Annotated in this window: 10 protein-coding genes; 9 read left to right on the top strand and 1 reads right to left on the bottom strand. The window is 39.6% G+C overall.

Annotation, left to right across the window (positions count from 1 at the left end; all coding sequences use genetic code 11):
* Window positions 1-37 precede the first annotated feature (37 nt).
* The 7 genes from ACZZZK_RS07155 to ACZZZK_RS07125 all read left to right on the top strand — a co-directional run bounded on the left by ACZZZK_RS07155 (window position 38) and on the right by ACZZZK_RS07125 (window position 19,767).
* Window positions 38-1,816, top strand: coding sequence for an McrB family protein (locus ACZZZK_RS07155; RefSeq protein ID WP_463483539.1), 1,779 nt, complete (start codon window positions 38-40; stop codon window positions 1,814-1,816).
* Complete coding sequence (locus ACZZZK_RS07150) at window positions 1,791-3,083, top strand: McrC family protein (protein ID WP_463483538.1); 1,293 nt, start codon at window positions 1,791-1,793, stop codon at window positions 3,081-3,083. The genes ACZZZK_RS07155 and ACZZZK_RS07150 overlap by 26 nt, the downstream gene beginning before the upstream one ends.
* Before the next feature lie 1,144 nt (window positions 3,084-4,227).
* Entirely contained in the window at window positions 4,228-9,315 is a 5,088-nt protein-coding gene (locus ACZZZK_RS07145) for a hypothetical protein (RefSeq protein WP_463483537.1), read from the top strand.
* Between the two features lie 292 nt (window positions 9,316-9,607).
* On the top strand, window positions 9,608-12,265 hold the full coding sequence (locus ACZZZK_RS07140) for an autotransporter outer membrane beta-barrel domain-containing protein (protein WP_463483536.1): 2,658 nt from the start codon (window positions 9,608-9,610) through the stop codon (window positions 12,263-12,265).
* A gap of 52 nt (window positions 12,266-12,317) precedes the next feature.
* A complete protein-coding gene (locus tag ACZZZK_RS07135) occupies window positions 12,318-16,601 on the top strand; it encodes a beta strand repeat-containing protein (RefSeq protein WP_463483535.1) in 4,284 nt (1,427 codons plus the stop codon).
* 135 nt (window positions 16,602-16,736) lie between these two features.
* A complete protein-coding gene (locus tag ACZZZK_RS07130) occupies window positions 16,737-19,088 on the top strand; it encodes a T9SS type B sorting domain-containing protein (RefSeq protein WP_463483534.1) in 2,352 nt (783 codons plus the stop codon).
* A 322-nt stretch (window positions 19,089-19,410) separates the two neighbouring features.
* Window positions 19,411-19,767, top strand: coding sequence for a response regulator (locus ACZZZK_RS07125; RefSeq protein ID WP_463483533.1), 357 nt, complete (start codon window positions 19,411-19,413; stop codon window positions 19,765-19,767).
* Between the two features lie 10 nt (window positions 19,768-19,777).
* On the opposite strand, the gene purN is transcribed toward ACZZZK_RS07125, so the two are convergent.
* Window positions 19,778-20,356 carry a phosphoribosylglycinamide formyltransferase gene (purN, locus tag ACZZZK_RS07120; protein ID WP_463483532.1) on the bottom strand — a complete coding sequence of 193 codons (579 nt, stop codon included), beginning with the start codon at window positions 20,354-20,356 and terminating at the stop codon, window positions 19,778-19,780.
* A gap of 243 nt (window positions 20,357-20,599) precedes the next feature.
* On the opposite strand from purN, the gene rpsT reads away from it, so the two are divergent.
* The gene (gene rpsT, locus ACZZZK_RS07115) at window positions 20,600-20,854 is read left to right on the top strand and encodes a 30S ribosomal protein S20 (protein ID WP_010603296.1); all 255 of its coding nucleotides are present in this window, start codon (window positions 20,600-20,602) and stop codon (window positions 20,852-20,854) included.
* Window positions 20,855-20,929: 75 nt separating this feature from the next.
* Window positions 20,930-21,628 (top strand): RadC family protein, encoded by a 699-nt coding sequence (gene radC / locus ACZZZK_RS07110; protein ID WP_463483531.1) that lies wholly within the window; start codon window positions 20,930-20,932, stop codon window positions 21,626-21,628.
* The last annotated feature ends 114 nt before the right edge of the window (window positions 21,629-21,742 follow it).

Raw genomic sequence — 21,742 nt, 5'->3', positions numbered from 1 at the left:
AAATTTTATAACTAACTACATTAATGTTGATCAGGAATTGATAGCATTGAAAGAAGGTTTTTTATTAGATGATTGCTACTCAGATTCCAATAATTTAATTTTTGCTCAAGATATTTTATATCAGGCTTTAGACGGGCAAATGGAAGATGGCATCGGAGAAAATTCCGAAATCAATGATAATTTAACAGCTACCCAGAAAATTCTCATGAAACATCCTCTTAACCAAATCCTATATGGTCCTCCGGGTACTGGTAAAACCTACCATACCATTAACAAAGCATTGTCTATAATCGAAAATAAATTAAAAGATGAATTAGCACAAGAAACAAGGGAAGCATTAAAAGAAAGGTATCAAACTTACATGGCTAATGGGCAAATTGTGTTTACCACTTTTCACCAAAGCATGGGCTATGAAGATTTTGTGGAGGGAATAAAGCCGGAAGTGGAAGAGGATAAAGAAGGTCTACGTTCGGTGGTATATGATGTGAAAGATGGAATATTTAAAACTCTGTGCGCTAAGGCAAGGGTTTCGTCTTTCAAAGAAGAACAAACTGTGGTATACCAATTTGATGAAGCATGGAATGATCTATTAGAAGAAGTAAGGGCAACCGAAGAGACAATGGATGATTTCGTTCTGGATATCCTAACACCAAAAAGAGGTTTGAAGGTTACAGAAGTTACAGATCAAGGTAATCTACGCTTGACACCTTTCAGCATTGTGGGTTTAGAATATACAGTATCATACAACAGAGCTAAGAAGTTACAAGCTACTTTTCCCGAATTATCTGTAGTTAAAAACATTGATAAAGAGTTTAGAGCAGTGATCGGTGGTGCAAATTCTACAGCCTATTGGGCAGTAATTAATAATATAAATAAGAAAATTGCACAACATCAGCCCACAATTGAGTTAGACGTTGCATTATTGAAACCTTTTGTCTTGATTATCGATGAAATTAACCGTGGTAATGTTTCTGCCATTTTTGGTGAGCTTATTACTTTAATTGAAGAAAGCAAACGGGCGGGTGCTGCTGAGGTGCTGGAAATTACATTGCCTTACAGTAAGGAAAAGTTTTCTGTGCCTAGCAATCTTTACATCATTGGCACGATGAACACAGCGGATAGGAGTGTGGAAGCTTTAGATACAGCCTTACGCAGACGTTTTGCATTTGAAGAGATGATGCCGCTCCCAAGTTTATTAAATACTGATAAGCTAATTTATGATGCTCTTTGGAAGTTCAAAAATGTAGCGTGGCAGAAACAGGAATGGATTACGGTAGAAAATGGATTAAATGAGCTATTTGAGTTTAACCAGAAGTGGGAAGTAGATAAAGAAATGCTTTGGGAGAGCTTAGAGGCTAATGGACAAAATCCTAGCGATATTTCAAAGCTATATAACTATCATGGCAATAAGTTTAATTTAGAAAAAATATTAACGATAATAAATCAACGAATAGAAGTGCTCTTAGATAGAGATCATCAAATAGGTCATTCTTATTTTATCGATATAAATAATTTAGCCGATTTAAAAGCTGCTTTCTATGATAAGGTAATTCCTTTATTACAGGAATACTTTTATGTAGATTATGCCAAAATCGGTCTAGTCTTAGGGTCAGGCTTTATCAAGCAGCAAACGGTTAATGCTAATGTATTTTCAAGTTTTGATCCCGAGTTGGCTAGTAACTATGAAGAGAAGCAAATCTATTATATCAAGGATTATCGAAATGGCAGTTACCTAGCTGCAGATGAAACATTTGAGAAAGCTATATCAACATTACTTAACCAAGGTGTAGATGCAACACAAGAAGTTTCAGTTTAAATTTTTTGAACACGAGCGTTGTTTTGTAGACCGTGGCGAAAAGCCACTGGATAAGGATTTGTATGCATTGTTGCTTAAATATCATGGCGACGGTATTCCCTATTTTAAACTCTTGCATAGAGGAATACAATTTAATGAACATGTTGGAGTGATTCAGTTAGGTAAATACTTAGTTGAGGTTTTACCGAAAGCTGACAAGGCGTTAACCATTAACAACGCCGAGGAGATAAGGGACACACAGGAAAGTAGATGGCAGGGCATATTGTTAAATATGATTCGTACCATTTGGAATTTTCCAGTTGATACTACAAGCGAAGCAAATCTAAAGATTAAACAAAATAGCTTGTTAGATCTCTATTTTGAACTTTTTGTAAAGGAAGTAGAATATTTGGTGCACATAGGCCTTATCAAAAGATATGTGAAAGAAGAAGGAAACTTAAAAGCATTAAAGGGTAAATTACTCTTCCAGAAACATATAAGCCAAAATTTAGTGCATAAAGAGCGGTTTTATGTGCAGTACAGTCAATACCATAAAGATCATCAACTTAACCAAATTCTTCACACAGCCTTAAACTTATTAATTAAATTAAACAAAAATCGCTTACTTCAATCAAGAATACATCATCTCTTGTTAAGCTTCCAAGACCTAGCTACCCTAAAAGTCAGCGAAAAATCTTCCAGTGATATTCAATACAATCGTAAAAACAAATCTTATCAAAAAGCTATTAAAATTGCCCACTTACTGCTGTTGAATTATCATCCCGATATAAGTAGTGGTAAAAATAATGTGTTGGCGTTAATGTTTGATATGAATGCACTATGGGAGGAGTTTGTTGCTGTAGTTTTACGTAAAGGTTTAAAGAAACATATTATACGTACGCAAAGTAGAAAAGCTTTTTGGAGGCCCAACCACGGTTATGTTATGGGTATGATACCAGATATTATAGTAGAGCAAAGAGAGGGTAATAAAAACAAATATGTTTTAGACACTAAATGGAAAAACTTAAACGGTTACATTAAGCCATCGCCGGATGATTTAAGGCAGATGTATGTGTATCACCAATATTTTGAAGCAAAGAAGGTTGCATTAGTTTATCCAGGGCTTACTGGTACTATTGGTGGTAGTTACTATCACGCCGATGGCGTTTGCTATGAGGAGCCGCATGATATGAACAAACATTGCGCTATCATACAAATTGGTATTAATGAGCAGTTTTCACTTTGGAAGACAAATATTGTAGAAGAGGTTATTAGGTTTGTTAGCTAGTATTGTCCGTGTAAGGATTGATTACTAGACTGTTCTACTTAAAAAATCCAACAGACCCTTGGGCTCTACTCCTAAACCTTTAGCAATATCTAGTAGCGTTGTGAACGTAAAGTCTTTATTTCCATTTTCAATATTACTTAAATTTCCTTTTTTAACATCGCAATTTGTAAGTACTTGGTTTATCTTAGTCTGTATGTCATCCTGAGCATAGTCGAAGGATCTCTTTCGCCTCATCGGCGGTAGCCTTCTTCTTTGTTCTTGATACAAAAGAAACAAAACCGAGCCCTTCAGCGAGCTCATTAACACTTTTAAAAAACAATAACAAATTATTAATACCAAGGCATCCCGATGAATCGGGGCACGTGGATCTGATGTTGGGTACATTCGTCAAAGCTTTTATTGCGGCATCACAAGCTGCGATGAAGAATCGCAGAATACGCATTGCCTTGGTTTGTGGTTTTTGAACGTTGCTGCTAAAGCTTTAACGTTTTCCTCCCGAAGGTAAATCGGGACAGGCTCTTCCATCATCTGCTATGCCGGATAGCAGGGCGGCTATGCAATAAGGGCACATTCTTTTACGAGCCTTTCTCTTTAAGGAGAAAGGTGCCGATAGGCGGATAGAGGTTTTTTCTCCTTCCATCATCTACACGGCTGGAAAGCAAGGAGCAGAAAGCTCTACATCATAAAAGGGAATTTGTTATATAACTATGAGGGGAAACTCCCCTTCTTATTTTCAAGGAGGGGCGGGGGTGGTTCCTGTGGCAAAAAGAATAATACCGTTGCCTGCCTGGGGTAGGCGGGAGAAGGATTGTTTCACGACTGTGGCGATCTTCTGTTTTAATTTTTTAGACGGAATCTGTTACCTCAACTCTAATCTTTTCCTTGCGTTTTGTAGAGATAGTTCCTCAAACTGTGGAAAGCATAAAGATTTCTCCCCATTTCAAATTAACCCATCCATCCCTCAAAAAAAAATAATCGAAGAAAAAACCTGCACTGCAGTTTAGTTTGCCATTCCAGCTGTTTTTTGTGTAATAACTGCTACAATTGGGGCTAAAATTGCATTAAAATTTTCTCTCTCTGCGTTCTCTCACCAGCTCGGTGTCTCTGCAAAGCGATAACTATTAAATTTATAATTTCTTGTTATATGAAAAAAAATTCTACAAAGGTAGTGATGATTGTTGTATTGATTGCTTTCGCACAGTTTGTAAAAGCTCAGGTTAAAATAGGTGAAAATCCTACAACAATTAATAAGGCGTCTATTTTAGAACTTGAGAGTAACAACAAAGGGTTATTATTTCCCAGGGTAAATTTAATCAATACAACTACCTGGAGTTTAACTACTGGTAGCACTCCTGTTGCAGGCATGGTGGTGTATAATACAAAGACCATTGCTTCAGGTTTTACAGGGACGGTGAATTATCCGGTAATTTTACCTGATGGTACAGGTCTTTATTATTGGGATGGTGCCGGATGGGTTGCAGGAAAGGGGTTAAAAGGTGATCAAGGCTTGATAGGGTTAACTGGCCCGAAAGGAGATACAGGAACACAAGGTATTCAAGGCTTACCTGGTGCTCAGGGCCCGATAGGGTTAACCGGTCCAAAGGGAGATACAGGAACACAGGGTGCTCAAGGCTTGATAGGTTTTACTGGTCCGAAAGGAGATACGGGAACACAGGGTATTCAAGGGTTAACTGGTGTTCAGGGTCCGATAGGACTAACTGGTCCAAAAGGAGATACTGGTACTGACGGTATACAAGGTTTGACTGGTCCAAAAGGTGATACAGGAACGCAGGGCATTCAGGGTTTAACTGGTGCTCAAGGCCCTATAGGTTTAACCGGTCCGAAAGGAGATACGGGAACTCAAGGGATTCAAGGTTTGACTGGTGTCCAGGGGCCAATAGGTTTAACTGGGCCAAAAGGAGATACAGGAACTCAAGGGATTCAAGGTTTAACTGGTGCTCAAGGCCCTATAGGTTTAACAGGTCCAAAAGGTGACACTGGGACACAAGGTGTTCAGGGCTTAACTGGTGCTCAAGGCCCGATAGGTTTAACTGGTCCGAAGGGAGATACTGGTACTGACGGTATACAAGGTTTAACCGGTCCAAAAGGAGATACAGGAAGCCAGGGTATTCAAGGATTAACTGGTGCTCAGGGCCCGATAGGACTGACTGGCCCGAAAGGAGACACAGGTACTGATGGTATTCAAGGTTTAACTGGTGCTCAGGGCACTATAGGTTTAACAGGTCCAAAAGGAGATACCGGAAGCCAGGGTATTCAAGGATTACCTGGTGCTCAGGGCCCGATAGGACTGACTGGCCCGAAAGGAGACACAGGTACTGATGGTATTCAAGGTTTAACTGGTGCTCAGGGCCCTATAGGTTTAACAGGTCCAAAAGGAGATACCGGAAGCCAAGGTATTGCCGGTCCGAAAGGGGATACAGGTACTTTTGTAGCCACAGTAGACAATGGATTAAATCTATCTACACCAACAAATATACAATTAGGTGGTGCTTTAATTGTGCCAACAACCATAACAACTGCTGGTAGTAATACTCTGGCGATTGCAGGTTTACAACCAGGCGCTACAACAGATAAATTAGTGGTAGCCGATCCGATTACCGGAGTATTGAAGGGAGTCGATCAATCTAGCATAGTAGTAGAGCCGTGGAATGTTCAATCTACAACAGATAAGGCAACCACAAATACTCAAAATATTTACCAAAACGCAAATGTAGGTTTAGGGGATTTTTCGGGTTCGAATCCACTAGCCAGACTAGATGTGAGAGGGGCACTGAGACAAGGTACAGGCCATTCAGGTGCAATTGGATTAAATTCAGCGGCATTCGGCTCAACAAATATAGCAAGTGGTACAAATGCCTTTGCTTTTGGAAATAATACTACTGCATCAGGCTTAAATTCATTTGCGGGTGGCGCTAATTCAACTGCCGCAGGGCAGGGTGCCTTTTCTTTTGGTGGCGTAAGTGCTGCAGAAGCAAACGTAGCTAGCGGATTGGTATCGGTGGCATTAGGTGGAGGTAATAACATTGCTGAAGGTAATGCTTCTTTTGTAACGGGTGTTAGAAATAAAACAACAGCATCGGGTAATACAAGCATGGTATCTGGCGAAAATAACACTGCATCAGGTCATCATACTTTTGCAACAGGACAAGATAATATTGTAAGTGGCCAACACGGTTCTGTATTTGGTTATTCAAATAAGGTTTATGGTAATGCTGGAACTGCATTTGGCGCTTTCAATACCTCTAGCGCCCCTGGTGAATTTGTTATTGGTGCAGCAAATGCTATTAAAACAGGTACACCAAACGCAGATGTGCAAACAGATGGACTGTTCCAAATTGGTAATGGAACTTTAACAACGCCAAATAATGCGTTAACTATTCTTAAAAATGCCCACACTGCTATTGGTGTTGTTGGGGTAGAAGCTGCAGCAAAACCAACTGAGCTTTTAGATTTAGGCGGTGACGCAACAGCAGGTAACGGAGGTCTTAAAATGAGAAATATCAATAGCGCTGCCTATACAGGTAATGCTGCTACAGATAAAATAGTAGTTGCCGATGCTACAGGTGTATTAAAAACAATCGACGCCACTTCAATATCACCAACTATTACTGCTGATAATGGATTAAATAAAACTGGGAATAACATTCAATTGGGTGGAGCTTTAATTCAGCCTACGATAATCACTACGGATGCGACTAAAACCCTTGCTGTGCAAGGTTTGCAAACAAGTAATACAGCTACAGATAAGATTGTATTGGCAGATGCAACAACGGGTGTGCTTAAACAAGTGGATAGATCAACATTTGATGCAGATTTGCGTTTGGTTGGAAGCAGAAACCATATTACAAAAGATGCAGGTGTTGGAAGCAACGGAACTAATGGTGGAACCGCTGATAATATATTTATCGGTCAAAATGTTGGAGCCGCATCAAGTAATGTAGGCGGACAATCGAATGGAAACGTGGGTATTGGTTCTAATGCATTAAAGGATAATAATGGTATCAATAACGTGGCTATTGGACTTAGTGCGGCGGCACTTAACAAATTTGGATCATTGAATACAGCTGTGGGGGGCTATGCTATGCAAGCTAACACCTCTGGGGGTAGTAATGCAGCTTTTGGCCACTGGAGTTTATCAAACACTACTACTGGAAGTGAAAATACCGCTGTTGGTACGCGTTCTGGAAATAATGTCACTACAGGTTCATGGAACACAACGCTAGGAAGTCAAGCTTGGGTTCCTTCAGCAACAGCAGATAATCAGTTAAGTATTGGGAATTTAATTTATGGAACAGGACTGGATGGAAGATTTACTAATATTTCATCCGGAAATATCGGTATTGGCGTAAAAGCTCCATCTGAGAAATTAGATATCAATGGTAGATTAAGAGTGAGAACATTAGATGCTGGCGCTGCCACTGATAAAATTGTAGTAGCAGACCCAACAACTGGTGTATTGCGTTCAGTTTCACCTTCTGTTTTTACAGCCGATCTACGAGTAGTTGGTACTGATAATCACGTTACGCAAGATGGTGGTGTAGGAAGTAACGGAACATCATTAGGTAATGGCTCTAGGAATATTGCGATAGGAAAAAATGTGTTAACAAACATTGGAAGTGGTAATAGTAACATAGGGGTAGGTGCTAATTTAATGTCGGGTCTTTTAAGCGGTAATGGCAATCTTGCAATTGGCGACTTTTCTTTATTCGATTTGCAAAGTGGAGATCGAAATATTGTTCTTGGGAGTAACTCCGGTGGGTACATGAATAATGTTTCTAATAACATCATTATTGGAAACTCGATAGCTGGAAAGTTTGACGGTAACGGTAATATCTTATCAGATTTAGTAAATATTAACAATACTATTTATGCCACCAATAGCTTAGGTGCTGGCTTTGGGCGAACAGCTTTAGGTGTATTCTCTTATAATTCGGCAACAGATAATATGTTCAAAGAAACCCTAAGTATCAATAGTGGTGGTATTTCAATTAACGAAATCAACACTGCTGCTTATGCTGGTAATGTAAATACAGACAATTTTGTTGTGGCCGATGCTACTGGTATTTTAAAAACAATACCATCTGCGACCCTATTAAATGATTGGCATATTACAGGTAACGCAGGTACAACAACGGCTAATTTTTTAGGTACAACTGATGATGTTCCATTAAACTTCAAAATTGATAATACCGTTGCTGGTAATGTAAGTAAAACAGGTACCTCGTTTGGTTATAAAGCTAATTCGGGCACTGGAGATCATAATACGGCTTTCGGTTTAGAAGCTTTATCTCTTGTTACTGACGGACTTAATAATACAGCAATGGGCGCTCAGGCACTTCGTGTAAATACTGGATATTCTAATACGGCTTTCGGTAACGAAGCCTTATTATCAAACACTACAGGAAACGCAAACGTAGCAACCGGTAACTATGCGCTGCGAATGAACACAACAGGTGAAGCGAATTCGGTTTTCGGTAATAATGCAATGAATGGTAACACAACCGGGGCATTGAATGTTGCTGTAGGAGCCAATGCTTTACAAATTAACAGCGTAGGTGCTTTTAATACCGCTGTGGGCCAGGGAAGTCTTGAAACTAATACAACTGGTTTTTATAACGTGGCAGTAGGTGGTTCAGCAGGCGTGTTGTCAGGAGACCTGAGAAATGCCATTGCAATAGGTTTTCAGTCAAAGGTAGGAGCTAGCAACAGCATGTCACTTGGGGGTACAGACTTTTGGCAGGTAAATGTTGGTATCAATACGCCAACTCCGTCAAATAAACTACATATAGTAGGTAATGGTACAGCAGATCCTGTTCGTGTTGAAGGTTTACAGGCTAGTGCTGATGCTACCGACAGAATTGTGGTTGCTGATGCAAATGGCGTATTAAAAACAATACCATCATCTACAGGAACTTCAGCCATCGAAACCAAAACAGCAGATTATGTAATGTTAGCAACAGACGAAACGATTTTGGTTGAAACTGGTGTCGCTACAACAGTTAAAATTACTTTGCCAGCTGCATCTGCTACCAATAAAGGTAAAAGATATACAGTTAAAATGATTGAAGGAACCGGAGCGGTGAATGTAGTTTCTGCTGGCGGTACCATAGATGGCAATGCTGCAGCTACTGGAATAACTGGCTCATCAATATGGCAAGGTTGGGTAATCCAATCTAACGGTAGCAGCTGGTTTATTGTTAGCCGTATATAAATTAAAAGATAGAGGCTGGAAAGATTAAAGTTTTTCTTCAGCCATTAGCAAATATTTCCAATCCTTTCTGATTAAATCGAGATAGGATGAGGCAAAAGAGAAGAGGGAAGTGCCATATTTAGGGATGATTAGTGCGCATAAGGAGATTTCTGAAATCTCACCCTCTCTTTTTAAAACACAGTAATATAATAATTGACTTTACCCGCCGCAGCTATATTAGAAATTAGCTTTCTCAATCAATAAAAACATGAAAAAATATACATTCAAAAATACAAGACACAAACATACAGCTATGAAGAAATTTTTATCCTTACTTATTGTACTTCTAGTTTATGGTCAAGTATTAAAAGCTCAACAAGGTTTTGGTACCAGTAATCCGGCGCCATCATCTGTAATAGATATGACCGCTACCAACAAAGGTGCGTTATTGCCACGTATTGCGTTAACCAGCACAACCGTTGCCGCACCTGTTAATGCTCCTGCAAATGCTTTAACCGTATTTAATACTGCTACCGCAGGTACTGCTCCAAATAATGTTACTCCAGGTTATTATTATTGGAACCTAGACGCTGTTACACCTGCAAATAGTAAGTGGATTAGATTGTCTGACAGTAATACACCATCTTTAGGTTGGTTGTTAACTGGTAACGCTAGTACAAATCCTGCTACTAATTTTTTAGGTACGACAGATAACCAGGATGTTGTTTTTAAGGTAGATAATCAATCAAAAGCGATATTGCCAAAAAACACTGGCATAGGTTTACTTTCAGGTTCGGCTGCAAATATCGATGGCTATCTTGCCAGTCCATCTACGCTTATGGGAGGGGCTTTTACATCAATTATTAGAGACCACTCGATATATAATTTCAGTGCTACAGGAAGTGCAGCAGGTTTTCATGGCGCTTCGGCAGGGGGCACTATCGATGCGCCAACATTTCCAGTATCTCCTACTGCTTTATTAACATTTGTTAAAGGTTCTATTTTTGATGGAACAACTTTTAAGGCCGCTGCACGTATGTATTTTCGAGGAGATGGTGCTGCCAGCGCAACAAGTTTGCCATCTAGTATAAGTTTTTATACTACCGCCACCGGAACTACAGTAGAGCGGGAGCGCTTGATGATTAAGAACAATGGTTTTGTAGGCATTGGTTTGCCAATTACACCGATGGCGCCAACAAATATGCTACATGTTTATGCTGCTGCAAACCCTGTAAGATTTCAGGGAATGCAAACCGGAACAATTATAGGAGCAACACCAGATGATATTGTTGTAGCAGATGCAAGCGGGGTATTAAAAACAGTTCCAGCTACATCTCTAGCCACTGCAGCAATAACTGCCGATAATGGTTTAACCAAAACTGCTGACAACATTCAATTAGGTGGAGCCTTACTTCAGGCTACTACTATAACAACAGATGCTGCAAAGACTTTGGCCATTGCAGGGTTACAAACGGGAGCGGCAACTGATAAAATTGTGGTTGCAGATCCCATTTCTGGCGTAGTTAAAACAATTGATCAAACATCGCTGGGTATTGAGCCATGGAACAAGATGCTAACATCGACCAAGGCGACTGAAAATATCGATAATATTTATCAAAAAGGCAATGTGGCAATAGGAACTCAAAATGGAATAGGAACGTTCCACATTGATGCTGCAAAAAATAATCCTGCAACGGGCACACCTACATCAACCAATGTATTGGATGATATTATTGCAACTCCAGGGGGAAGAATTGGCTTTGGCTATAACCCAAGCGACGTGGTGATTTCAGGTCGTCAATTCGACGATAAAGTAACTTTTCAAGCTAACGATGATTTAGATTTGAACTATAGTCTGGCAACAACTAATAATGCTCAGGCTATTGTACACAGAAATATTATTTCTGGTGGTACTATCGGATCAAGAACAGCTAGAGGAAATGGTCAGTCTATCGTCGCTTTTGAGGGGCATACTACAACAGCAAATTCAAACTATGCTCTAGGTAGTTTAAGTACGCAGCAGCGGGCTGGTATGGTGCTGAGAACAGGTAAATTAAATGACTTTGGCGGAGAAATATGGTTTGGTGTATCTGGCGCTTCCGCTGGAGATGGTGGAAAAACGCTAGTGAACACTGCTGGGGTAAACTACCGTGCAGTGATGGATCAAAAAGGTAACTGGGCATTTGGTTCGGATCCGAACTTTGACCCATTTTGGAGGGCTCCATCAGAGAGATTGGATATTATTTTAGGTGGTATGCGTATTGGTGCATTAGGTTATGGTACGCTGGCTTCATGGAGAACTGTGGAAGCTGCAGAAAGGGCTAATTATATCAGTACAGACGTAAATGATAAGATAGTTGTTGCTGATGCAAATGGGGTTTTGAAAGTAAAAGATGCTTCTGCAATTGCTCCTAATATTACAACTAATAATGGTATCACAAAAAACGCAACCACTTCCGAAATTGAACTTGGGGGGACTTTAAACCGTGCTACTACTATAACCACCGATGCAACTAAAACTTTGGCCATTGCAGGGTTACAAACGGGAGCGGCAACTGATAAAATTGTGGTTGCTGATGCAAGTGGTATTTTAAAAACAGTGGCTGCAATTAGTCCGCAGTTTTTCTACGCACCATCTATGGTAATGCCAACCGCTAACGTAGATTTGCCTTCTTATGTAACCTATTCAGGAGGAACTTTCACTGTAGATATGTATTCTTTTTACAGCTACCAATTTAGCATGACAGGAGAAACTGCGCCAACTAAATCTGCAATTAAAAGCGCAGGAGCCGGAACTTTAAACGTAATTCCAGCAACTGGTCTAGGCTATTTTGTAACTTATTTTGATAACACCGTTTACGATCCTGCGAGCATAACGCTTTCTGCCGATGGTAAACTGAGTTACAAAATACTAAGTGGAGCATCAGTAACTGCCAAAACCTACATGAATATAGTGTTTAAACAGTTGTAAGATTTACTTCTAAAATTATTGATTTCTTACTCACTGCCACTTCGCTCTTACAATGAATAAAATTTTATACCGATTGATTATTATATCCACCTTCATGCTAACTTATAGCAATGAGGGTTGGGCAACCGATTTCTACTGGAAAACCGTAGGTAAAGCAGATCAGAACTATACCAACTCTGCCAATTGGGAAAGTTCGCCAGGTTCTGGTGTTCCTGCGAATGGGTCTTTAGCCCCATCATCTGTTGATGATGTTTATTTTCCGGCAGGAAATTTACTTCAAACGATTAGTGTCTCTGTAGGTGCTGCAGGAAGAAATATTAATATCCTCTCTAGTGGTGTAATTACTTTGGCAGGTATTGTGAATGTTTATGGGGATTTTATCTCAAATGGTAGACATCTATTTTCCAATGGCATGACCTTTTTAGGTGCAGGAAACCATAAAATTAACATGGGTGATAATCTATCGAAAACCAGTGCCACAACAGGAGGTGATTTCGTTTTTTCAGGTACTGGTACCTATACGCTGCTAAGTGACTTAAACTTGCCTCGTAAATCAATTACTATTACCAATTCTAGCTTTGTGGCCAATGGCTATTGGGTGCAGGTTGGTTATTTTGGTATTGCGAATACAGCTACAGGTACTAAAATCGTAAATCTTGCAAATAGTAAATTAAGTGTCAATGCAGGTGCTAGTAATTCTGGGGCATTGGTTTTTGGTGCTAGTCCCGCTAGTACTACTTACAACTTTACCAACGCAGAGCTATACATTAACCAAGCAAGTAATAGTACATTTATAAATACTGGCAATGCTGTTACAAATGGAACAGTAATAAATGGCATTAAGTCAATAACATTTACAGAAACTACACCAGGAATTGCAGCAGAGCATATTCGTTGTAGCACAGGGCCATTTACTTTAGGTGTAGCTCAATTTAATCTTAACGTATCTGCATTTAATATAACAGGTAGTGGAAGGTTAAATATAAACACCACTAATCTTAATCTACTAAAACCGGTAGATATTACTTCAAATGGTGTTACCCAATTGAATGTTAATGCATTAGTTGAAGTAGCTAGTTGTACTGGTCAATCTAGTCTACGGTCAGAAGGCGCTACACCGATTTCATTTACAGCTACGGCTCCTATTGCCACTTCAAATATTGGATTTAAAAGTATTGCCTTTTCAGGAAGTACAGTTACTATGCCTGTAAATAACGATTTGGGTTTAAATACAGGTACTTATGCTACTACTGCGACTGCCACAACCCGTTCATTTTATTGGGTGGGTGGTACAGGTAACTGGAACGATCCTACTAAATGGTCGTTAACGGGTAGTGGTGGTGTAGCACAGTCGGCTGCGGGCTGTTTGCCAAACTTTAACGATGATGTCTATTTCGATGGCAACTCCTTTACAGCCAGTGGACAAATTGTTACCATTTCTGGTAGCGGAAGCGCCATGGCTTATGCTCGAAATTTGTATTGGACTGATCCAGGTAACGAAGGCCGGTTGACAGGTGGCACATTGAATATTAATGGAAGCGCAGATTACTCTGGAAGTACGGGAATTGCTTCAGCTTTAGTTTATGTGGGCAGTGGCAATCATACAGTTAAATCTGGAACAAATTTCGTATATGCATCTAATACAATTCAATTTTTTGGAACAGGCACGTATAATTTATCCGATAACTTAATAGGAGGAGCCAGCACAGGAATTTTTATTTATTCCGGAACATTTAATAGCAATAGTAAAGCTATTACCGCAGATAGATTTGGCAGTTCTTCTGTGCCTGCATTAGCAACAAATATTCGCCATATTGATATTTCAAATTCTACATTAACATTTTCAAGAGGTGACTTGGGAGGGATTAATGCATTTACATTATCTACTCCATTTTTAGGATCTTTTGAAGCTTCGGGATCAACAATTAATATTTCAAGCGCCATCGATCCTATCTTCCTAATCAACGGATACGTCAATAACAGTACCGTCAGTCTGAGTAATTTAGCACTGAATAATATAAACTTCACCGCTCCAACAGGTAATCCAATATTTTCTCATAGCGGGGTATTAAACTTTTCGGCTAATGTTGTAAGTTTCAGCTCAAACGGCAGCATAAGTCAAATGAGCGGTGCGGCGGCATCCCATCAGGTAAATAACTACAATTTTACTGCAGGCAAAGTTTATCGGTTTGCTTCAAGTACATCAAGTTCTGCTCCAACTTACACGGTCATAAATGGAATTAATAGTAATAGTGTAGGCAGTTGTTCTCCAAAAATTTCTTTGCAGTCTACTACGGCAGGTGCCAGAGTGAAACTTTATAAATCAGCTGCACCTTTCAATATCGACAATGCTATTTTAAAAGACATCAATTCGACTGGAGTAACGTTAAATGTTCCTGGAGGCGAAGACTTAGGGAATAACCTAAACGTAAATATCACTTCCAATGCGCCTCAAAACTTTTATTGGGTTGGTGGTACAGGTAATTGGACAGATCCTACACATTGGAGTATTGGCTCTTCGGGTGGAAATCCTGCGCTGAATAACGTTAACAGCTGTATTCCTTCTTTATCTGATGATGTTTTTTTTGATGGGAATTCATTTACTGCCAGCAATCAAACGGTAACTATTGATAACAATGCAAGTTGCAGAAACCTGCTTTGGGATAATGCGGTTAGTGCTAAAATGCCGGTTTTCGCAGGTGCAAGTGGATTTAACCTATACACTTACGGTGCGGTAACGCTAGCTTCAAACATGACCTTCCCATTTAATGGAAATTGGTTGATGAGAGGAGGTTCTTTGAGTGCCGGTGCAAATGCCATTACTACCAATGGCGTAGCGATAAGAAGCTTATTGTCGCTTGATGGAGGAGGTAGGTATGATTTTCTAGATAACTTCAATTCTAATGGTAACATCAGATTTTCATCTGGCCAGTTTTACAGTAATGGTAAAACGATCATTGCAGCATCGTTAAATTTAAATGTTACTGGTACTAACCGGGCAGATATATCTAATTCTGTAATTACCTTAAATGGTACTGATGGTACAAACACTTATATCGCATCGCACAGTTCAGCTAGTAACTGGAATGCTGCAGGTAGTACCATTAACGTAAACGTAAGAGGTATTCCCATTACAACTCCGGCAGGGGTAACCATCGATTATGGAACGATGAATGTAAACCAAAGTATTCTCGCGAATTTAAGCAGTGGCTCAGGTACCCTAAAGTTCACTAATCTTAATTTTTTAAAGTCAACTAGCCTTCTTGGTGGTCGTTTTATTGTAGATAATTTACGGTATACTAATTCATCAGATAATGCCATTGGAGCTGGAAGCACCATTACTGTAAATAACACTTTAACCGCAAATGGTACACCCTGTAACCCCATCAGGTTTCGCTCCAATACAGCTGGTACGCCTGCCACGCTGATTTCCACTTTGTGTAATTTTGATATTAAGTTTGCCCGATTAACAGACATTACCGCAGGCAGCACTTGTACCGCCGCACAAAATAAAGTTATAGGTGATGATGCTGGTGGTAACAGCAATTGGACATTCGCCACCATTAGTGCCTTTCAATATTTAGGTGCAGATAAAGTTTTAAAATGTAATGAATATCCTTACACCCTAAGTACAGCTAGTTTTAATCAAGATGCTACTTCCATTTTATGGAGCACCGGTGCCACAACGCCAGAGATTACAGTAACTGGTCCGGGTACTTATAGTGTAACAGTAACTTATGGCGCTGGCTGTAATTTAACTGATGCAATAACCTTAGGTTTAACGCCTAGTCCGGTTTTGGCGGCTACCACTATTTATGCTTGCGAAACCTCGGAGAATGCTGGAAGCGGCACCTTCAATTTGCATGATGCCGATCCATTATTGGTGGCAACCCCATCTGACTATACCATTAGTTATTTTTTAACTGCTGCTGATGCTCTTGCAGCAAGCAATCCGCTTGGCAACAGTTATTTAAGCAATAGTGCAGTTGTTTATGTTAGGGTAGTTGAAACAGCAACAGGTTGTGTAAGTACGCGGGATGTGATCCTAACAGTAAGGGCCAAAATATTGCCAATAGCACCGCCTTTTCAAAAGATTTGTGCCACGGTAAATACATCCTTGGCAAACCTAATGATAACTGGTACCGACATTAAATGGTATGCTGATGCCAGCAGTAATATTACTTTGCCCATAAATACACTTTTGGAAAATGGTTACACCTACTATGCTACACAAACTACGAGTACAGGGTGTGAAAGCACATGTGTAGCAGTTAAGGTTTTGCTGGAGAACTGTGCCTTTGCCAACCCAGCTTTAAGAAACAAAGGCCAAAAATAATTTTTAATTGCCAATAACTTTCTCTACAAAAGGGAACAGTTATCAGCCAGCATTTAGCATCATGATTGGATATCGAAACAAAGCTATAAAACAAGTTATCCATGAGGAGCTCAATAAAATACTAAAATCATTACCATGAGAAAAATATTACTCCTATTCATCGTAAGTGTTATATGGCTGAAAGGCTACAGTCAGTCTGCCACTTACATTAACAGCAATTTTGATATTAATGCTGGTGTTCCAACTACGTGGTATGGCGATGTAACCTTTGGTCCGGATGCTGTAGTTTATCTCGAAGACGGTGCAACAGCAATTTTCTATGGGAAGAACATGACCATAGATCCGGCTGCTCGTTTTATATGTTTACCAAGCAACGGGCAAACAGGAACCGGACTGATTATCTTCAGGGCAAACAATCCACTGTATCCAGGCTATCCGGCGCAACAAACCTTAAATGGGGGATATGCAGCTGGGGTTAATCCATCGTTGCCAAATATCGAGATCGATAACGCAAGTGGTGTTTCATTGAGTGGAAATACCCGTGTTACCAATACCATCAAGTTTACCGCTGGACATTTGATTTTAAATAACTTCAATATTGTTTTAGATGATGATGCAACTTTTACCGGATATGATGTGAACAAACACGTTGTAACCAATGGTACAGGCGTTATTGTTAAAGAAAGTTTGGCAACCGGAAATTCCTTTTTATTCCCGTTGAGTATTGCAGGGTTAGATTATACGCCAGCAACAGTGTCAAATCAGATAGCGGCTAGAAATATTAATGTGCAGGTAAAAAACTATTCTTCCAGCGCAGCTGTAGAAACGAGTTTTGCTACTAAAGGAATGGACAGAACCTGGCAGATTAGCAGTAACATTGCCGGGGCTGCTAATATAGTATTACAACACAATACAGCAACTAATGGAAATGGAACCGGTACAGATGAAACCGCTTTTAACAATGCACTTGCCTTTGTAAGTCAACAGGTTTCGCAGGGCGTATGGAGTACCAGCTGTACAGGTACGAACGGTGGAAGCCCAATTAGTATTAACACGGGCAATAACTTAATACTTCCGGGAGGTATCAATGCCACCGCGTATTTCACTAAACAAACAGTGAGCTGTGCGGATCTTATGGTAACCAAAACAGTAAATAACGCAATGCCGGTTATCGGCAGCAGCCTCACTTTCACCATCGTTGTGAAAAATAATGGTGCTGCAAATGCAACTGGTGTAAAAGTGATGGATCAACTTCCGACAGGATATGATTATGTAAGTAGTACGACTATGTCTGGTGCTTACAATAGTGGTACCGGAATCTGGACGATAGGTGATTTGGCCAACGGCGCCAGTGTAACATTAACCGTTACTGCAACCGTAAAAAGTACGGGGAGTTACGCCAATACAGCTGCGGTTTCTGGCAATGAAGAAGATCCTGATTTAACTAATAATTCATCTACCGTAAATCCTGTTCCTGGCTTGGTTCAAGCTAATTTGGGTGTTGTTAAAACTGTAAATAACCTAAGTCCAACCGTTGGCGAAAATGTGGTATTTACCATCGTTGCAAATAATGTTGGTCCGAATGCAGCCACTAATGTCATAGTTACAGATCAATTACCTGCTGGTTATACGTTTGTGAACGCCAGCGCGGCTGTAGGTAGTTTTGATGCAACCACAGGAAAGTGGACGATTGGCGGACTCGCGAACGGAGCCAGTGTAACGCTTACCATTACCGCAAGAGTAAATTCTTCAGGGCCTTATTCCAACACGGCGGTTGTTGCAGGAACAGAATCTGATCCTGTTCCAGGTAATAACAGCTCAACAGTAACTCCTGTTCCAAATGCGGCTATGGTTGATCTAAGTATTAATAAATCAACTGCTCTAGCTACCACGGCAATAGGCGACGAATTTGTTTATGACCTGGTTGTGCGTAACAAGGGTGCAAATCTCGCTACCAATGTCACAGTAAGTGATGTATTGCCAGTTGGCTTAACCTTTATTTCGGCAAGCAGTAATAATGGTACGGTGAACTACGATTTAGCAAGCAGAACATTAACCTGGACTATTGGGCAGGTTTCAACAGCCAGTAGCGTATCGCTTACATTAAGAGTAAAAGCAGATTTGGCAGGTATCATCACCAACACCGCTACCGTTACGGCTACGGAACGCGATATAAACCCTGCAGACAATACGTCGACAGCTGTAAAGGAAATTTTTGGCTTAAAAATACCGAATTTGTTTACGCCAAACGGGGATGGAAGGAACGATACTTTTGTAATTTTAGGCTTGAATGCTTACCCAGAAAATAACATGGCAATATTTAACAGATGGGGTAACGAGGTTTATCATAGTAATGGCGCCTATAAGAACGATTGGACAGGTGAAGGCTTAAATTCCGGTACGTATTATTATCTATTAAAATTGAAAGATTTGAATGGTAAATGGCATGTGTATAAAGGCTTTTTAACACTACTTAGAACCAATTAGCCAACATCTTTTTGATGAGAAATTATTTGGATCAAATACCTTGCTGGCTTTTGCGTAAGTTGCCAAAAGTCAGCAAGATATTTTGTGTACCAATTGGAGGTTAGCGGAATTATAATAACAACTACTATTTAAAAGGAGTATGCGATCTACGCAATATAAAACAGTGGGCTTTATTCGTGGGATAAAGGAAGAATATGAGTATGGTTTTAGATGAAGTCGCTCGCGATGGCCATCTTAGCTTTGTACTTTAACTGGCTTTTGAGGCACTGGAGGTTCAAGGCTCCATCTCAGCTTCTCCAAATAAAAAAATCAGCTGTGTTTTATGAAGATCATCATTGTTACAAATCATCAGATTGTGGGTTATGGATTGAGACTGATTTCGAAATCAGTTTGGCCAGTGGCTACGGTTTTTGAGTTGTGTGATTTGTATGGAACAAATGATTTTCTCTCGGAGGATAAGGCCGATCTAATTATTGTAGATTTATCAATAACAGAAAATAAGAAGTTGCAAGACTTTTTGCAAAAAGTAGGTGGTAAAGTGAAAGTGATTATTTTTTCCAATAGCCAAATCAGCCATACTTTTGCAAAGAGCTTAATCGCATTTGGTGCAAATGGAATAATTGACAAAAAGTCGTCGGTGTTGGAAGCTACAGATTTACTCGCAAAACTGTTTATCTAGCAATTCAGTCTTACTTTTTGATTTTTTTTACCAGACTTTCAACAACCTTTGGATAATGTAGATGCTCTAATTGTTGCCCCTTAAATTTGATCATTTCCAGGTTGTCGCCTTTGTCTATTTTATATCTTGCCTGATAGATATATTCTCCTTCATCATAGTTTTCATCTACATAATGAATCGTGATGCCACCTTCAGTTTCGCCGGCAGCCATTACGGCGTTGTGTACATGGTCGCCATACATTCCTTTTCCTCCAAACTTCGGTAAAATTGCAGGATGGATGTTGATGATTCTTCCCGGGTAAGCGGCTATTAAATTTTGAGGAATTAACCAAAGAAAACCTGCAAGAACAATGAAATCGATATCTAAGTTCTTCAGTAAATCGATCACTTGTTCCGTTTTGTAGAATTCGTGTTTATCGAAAATGTGGGAGGGGATTTCAAAGTTATCTGCTCTTTGGAGTACGTAGGCATCAGCGTTGTTAGTTAATACCAAAGAAATTTCGATGTCGTTACTGCGTTTAAAATGCTCCATTAGCTTTTGGGCGTTAGAGCCTGAGCCGGATGCGAAAATGGCTATTCGTTTTTTCACTCAAAAATCGTTTTCCCCAAAAATAGTATTTTTAAGCAGGTTTTCTCAATAGAAGTTAATTTTTATTAAGCCGGGTTAAAGTGTTATTAATGAATAAATTTAATGTATTTTTGCTGTTGGAAAATGTGTTGCAATTTATGTGGATAAAAAAGTTAAATTGTTTTGTAATTTAAAAACATAAACTCTATATTTGCAACCCGAATTATAGGAAACGATTAAGAAAAAATAAAAGGCTAAATAGAAATGGCAAATCATAAATCTTCATTAAAAAGAATTAGAGCAAACGCTACAAAACGTTTACGTAACAGATATCAGGCAAAAACTACCCGTACTTTCATCAAGAGATTACGTGCTGCAGAAGATAAAAAATCTGCTTCAGATTTATTGCCTAAAGTGATCTCTATGTTAGATCGTTTAGCTAAAAAGAACATCATCCACAAAAACAAAGCAGCTAACAACAAATCGAAATTAACGAAATTCGTTAACGGTTTAGCATAAGCTAAGTTTTTTTACGATATTAGTAAAAGGCATCCCAACCAAAAGTTGGGATGCCTTTTTTTTGCGTAAAAAATTATGGATGAATACGATCAAAAGTTAGGAATCAAATTATGGGCTGAAGAAGATCGGCCAAGAGAAAAACTTTTACAGCATGGTCGCAGGCATTTGACCGATGCCGAACTGATCGCAATTTTAATTGGATCGGGCAACAGAAATGAAACAGCTGTAGATTTAAGTAAACGAATTTTAGCGTTTTACGATAACAACCTGACCAAACTTGGAAAGGCGTCTATTCAAGATCTTTCGAAGTTTAAAGGCATAGGGGAGGCGAAAGCAATTTCGATAGTGGCCGCTTTGGAACTTGGTTTGCGAAGAAAGGAAACGCAGCAAGAGCAGCTTATCCAGATTACCGCATCCAGCGATGTTCATAAATACCTTCACCACACCTTTGCGGATCTTAACCATGAAGAATTTTGGATTTTATTGCTAAACAGATCCAATCATATTATTGGCAAACATTTAATTAGCAAAGGCGGGCAAGCTGGAACAGTGGCCGACCCAAAGATTATTTTTAAAGTAGCCATTGAAAATAATGCAGCCTATATAGTTCTGGCGCATAATCATCCGTCGGGAAATTTAAAACCTAGTGAAAGCGATAATAAACTTACCAGAGATGTTGTCGCATCTGGAGCTATGCTGGGACTGTATGTAGTTGATCACTTGATTTTTGCGAACGATCATTATTATAGTTATAAAGATGAAGATTTGATTTAGGATTTTTCCATCAGCTGCTATGTCGGAAAACGCGGCCCCAAGTCCGTCATCCTCGCGTATGCGGGGATCTTTTAGAAAGTTTCAGCCTAAAGTGTGTGTCATCTGGACCGTAGT

It is taken from the genome of Pedobacter sp. AC163 (genome assembly GCF_979258665.1).
The sequence above is the reverse complement of the archived record's forward strand: the minus strand, read 5'-3'. Positions and strand labels throughout refer to the sequence as shown.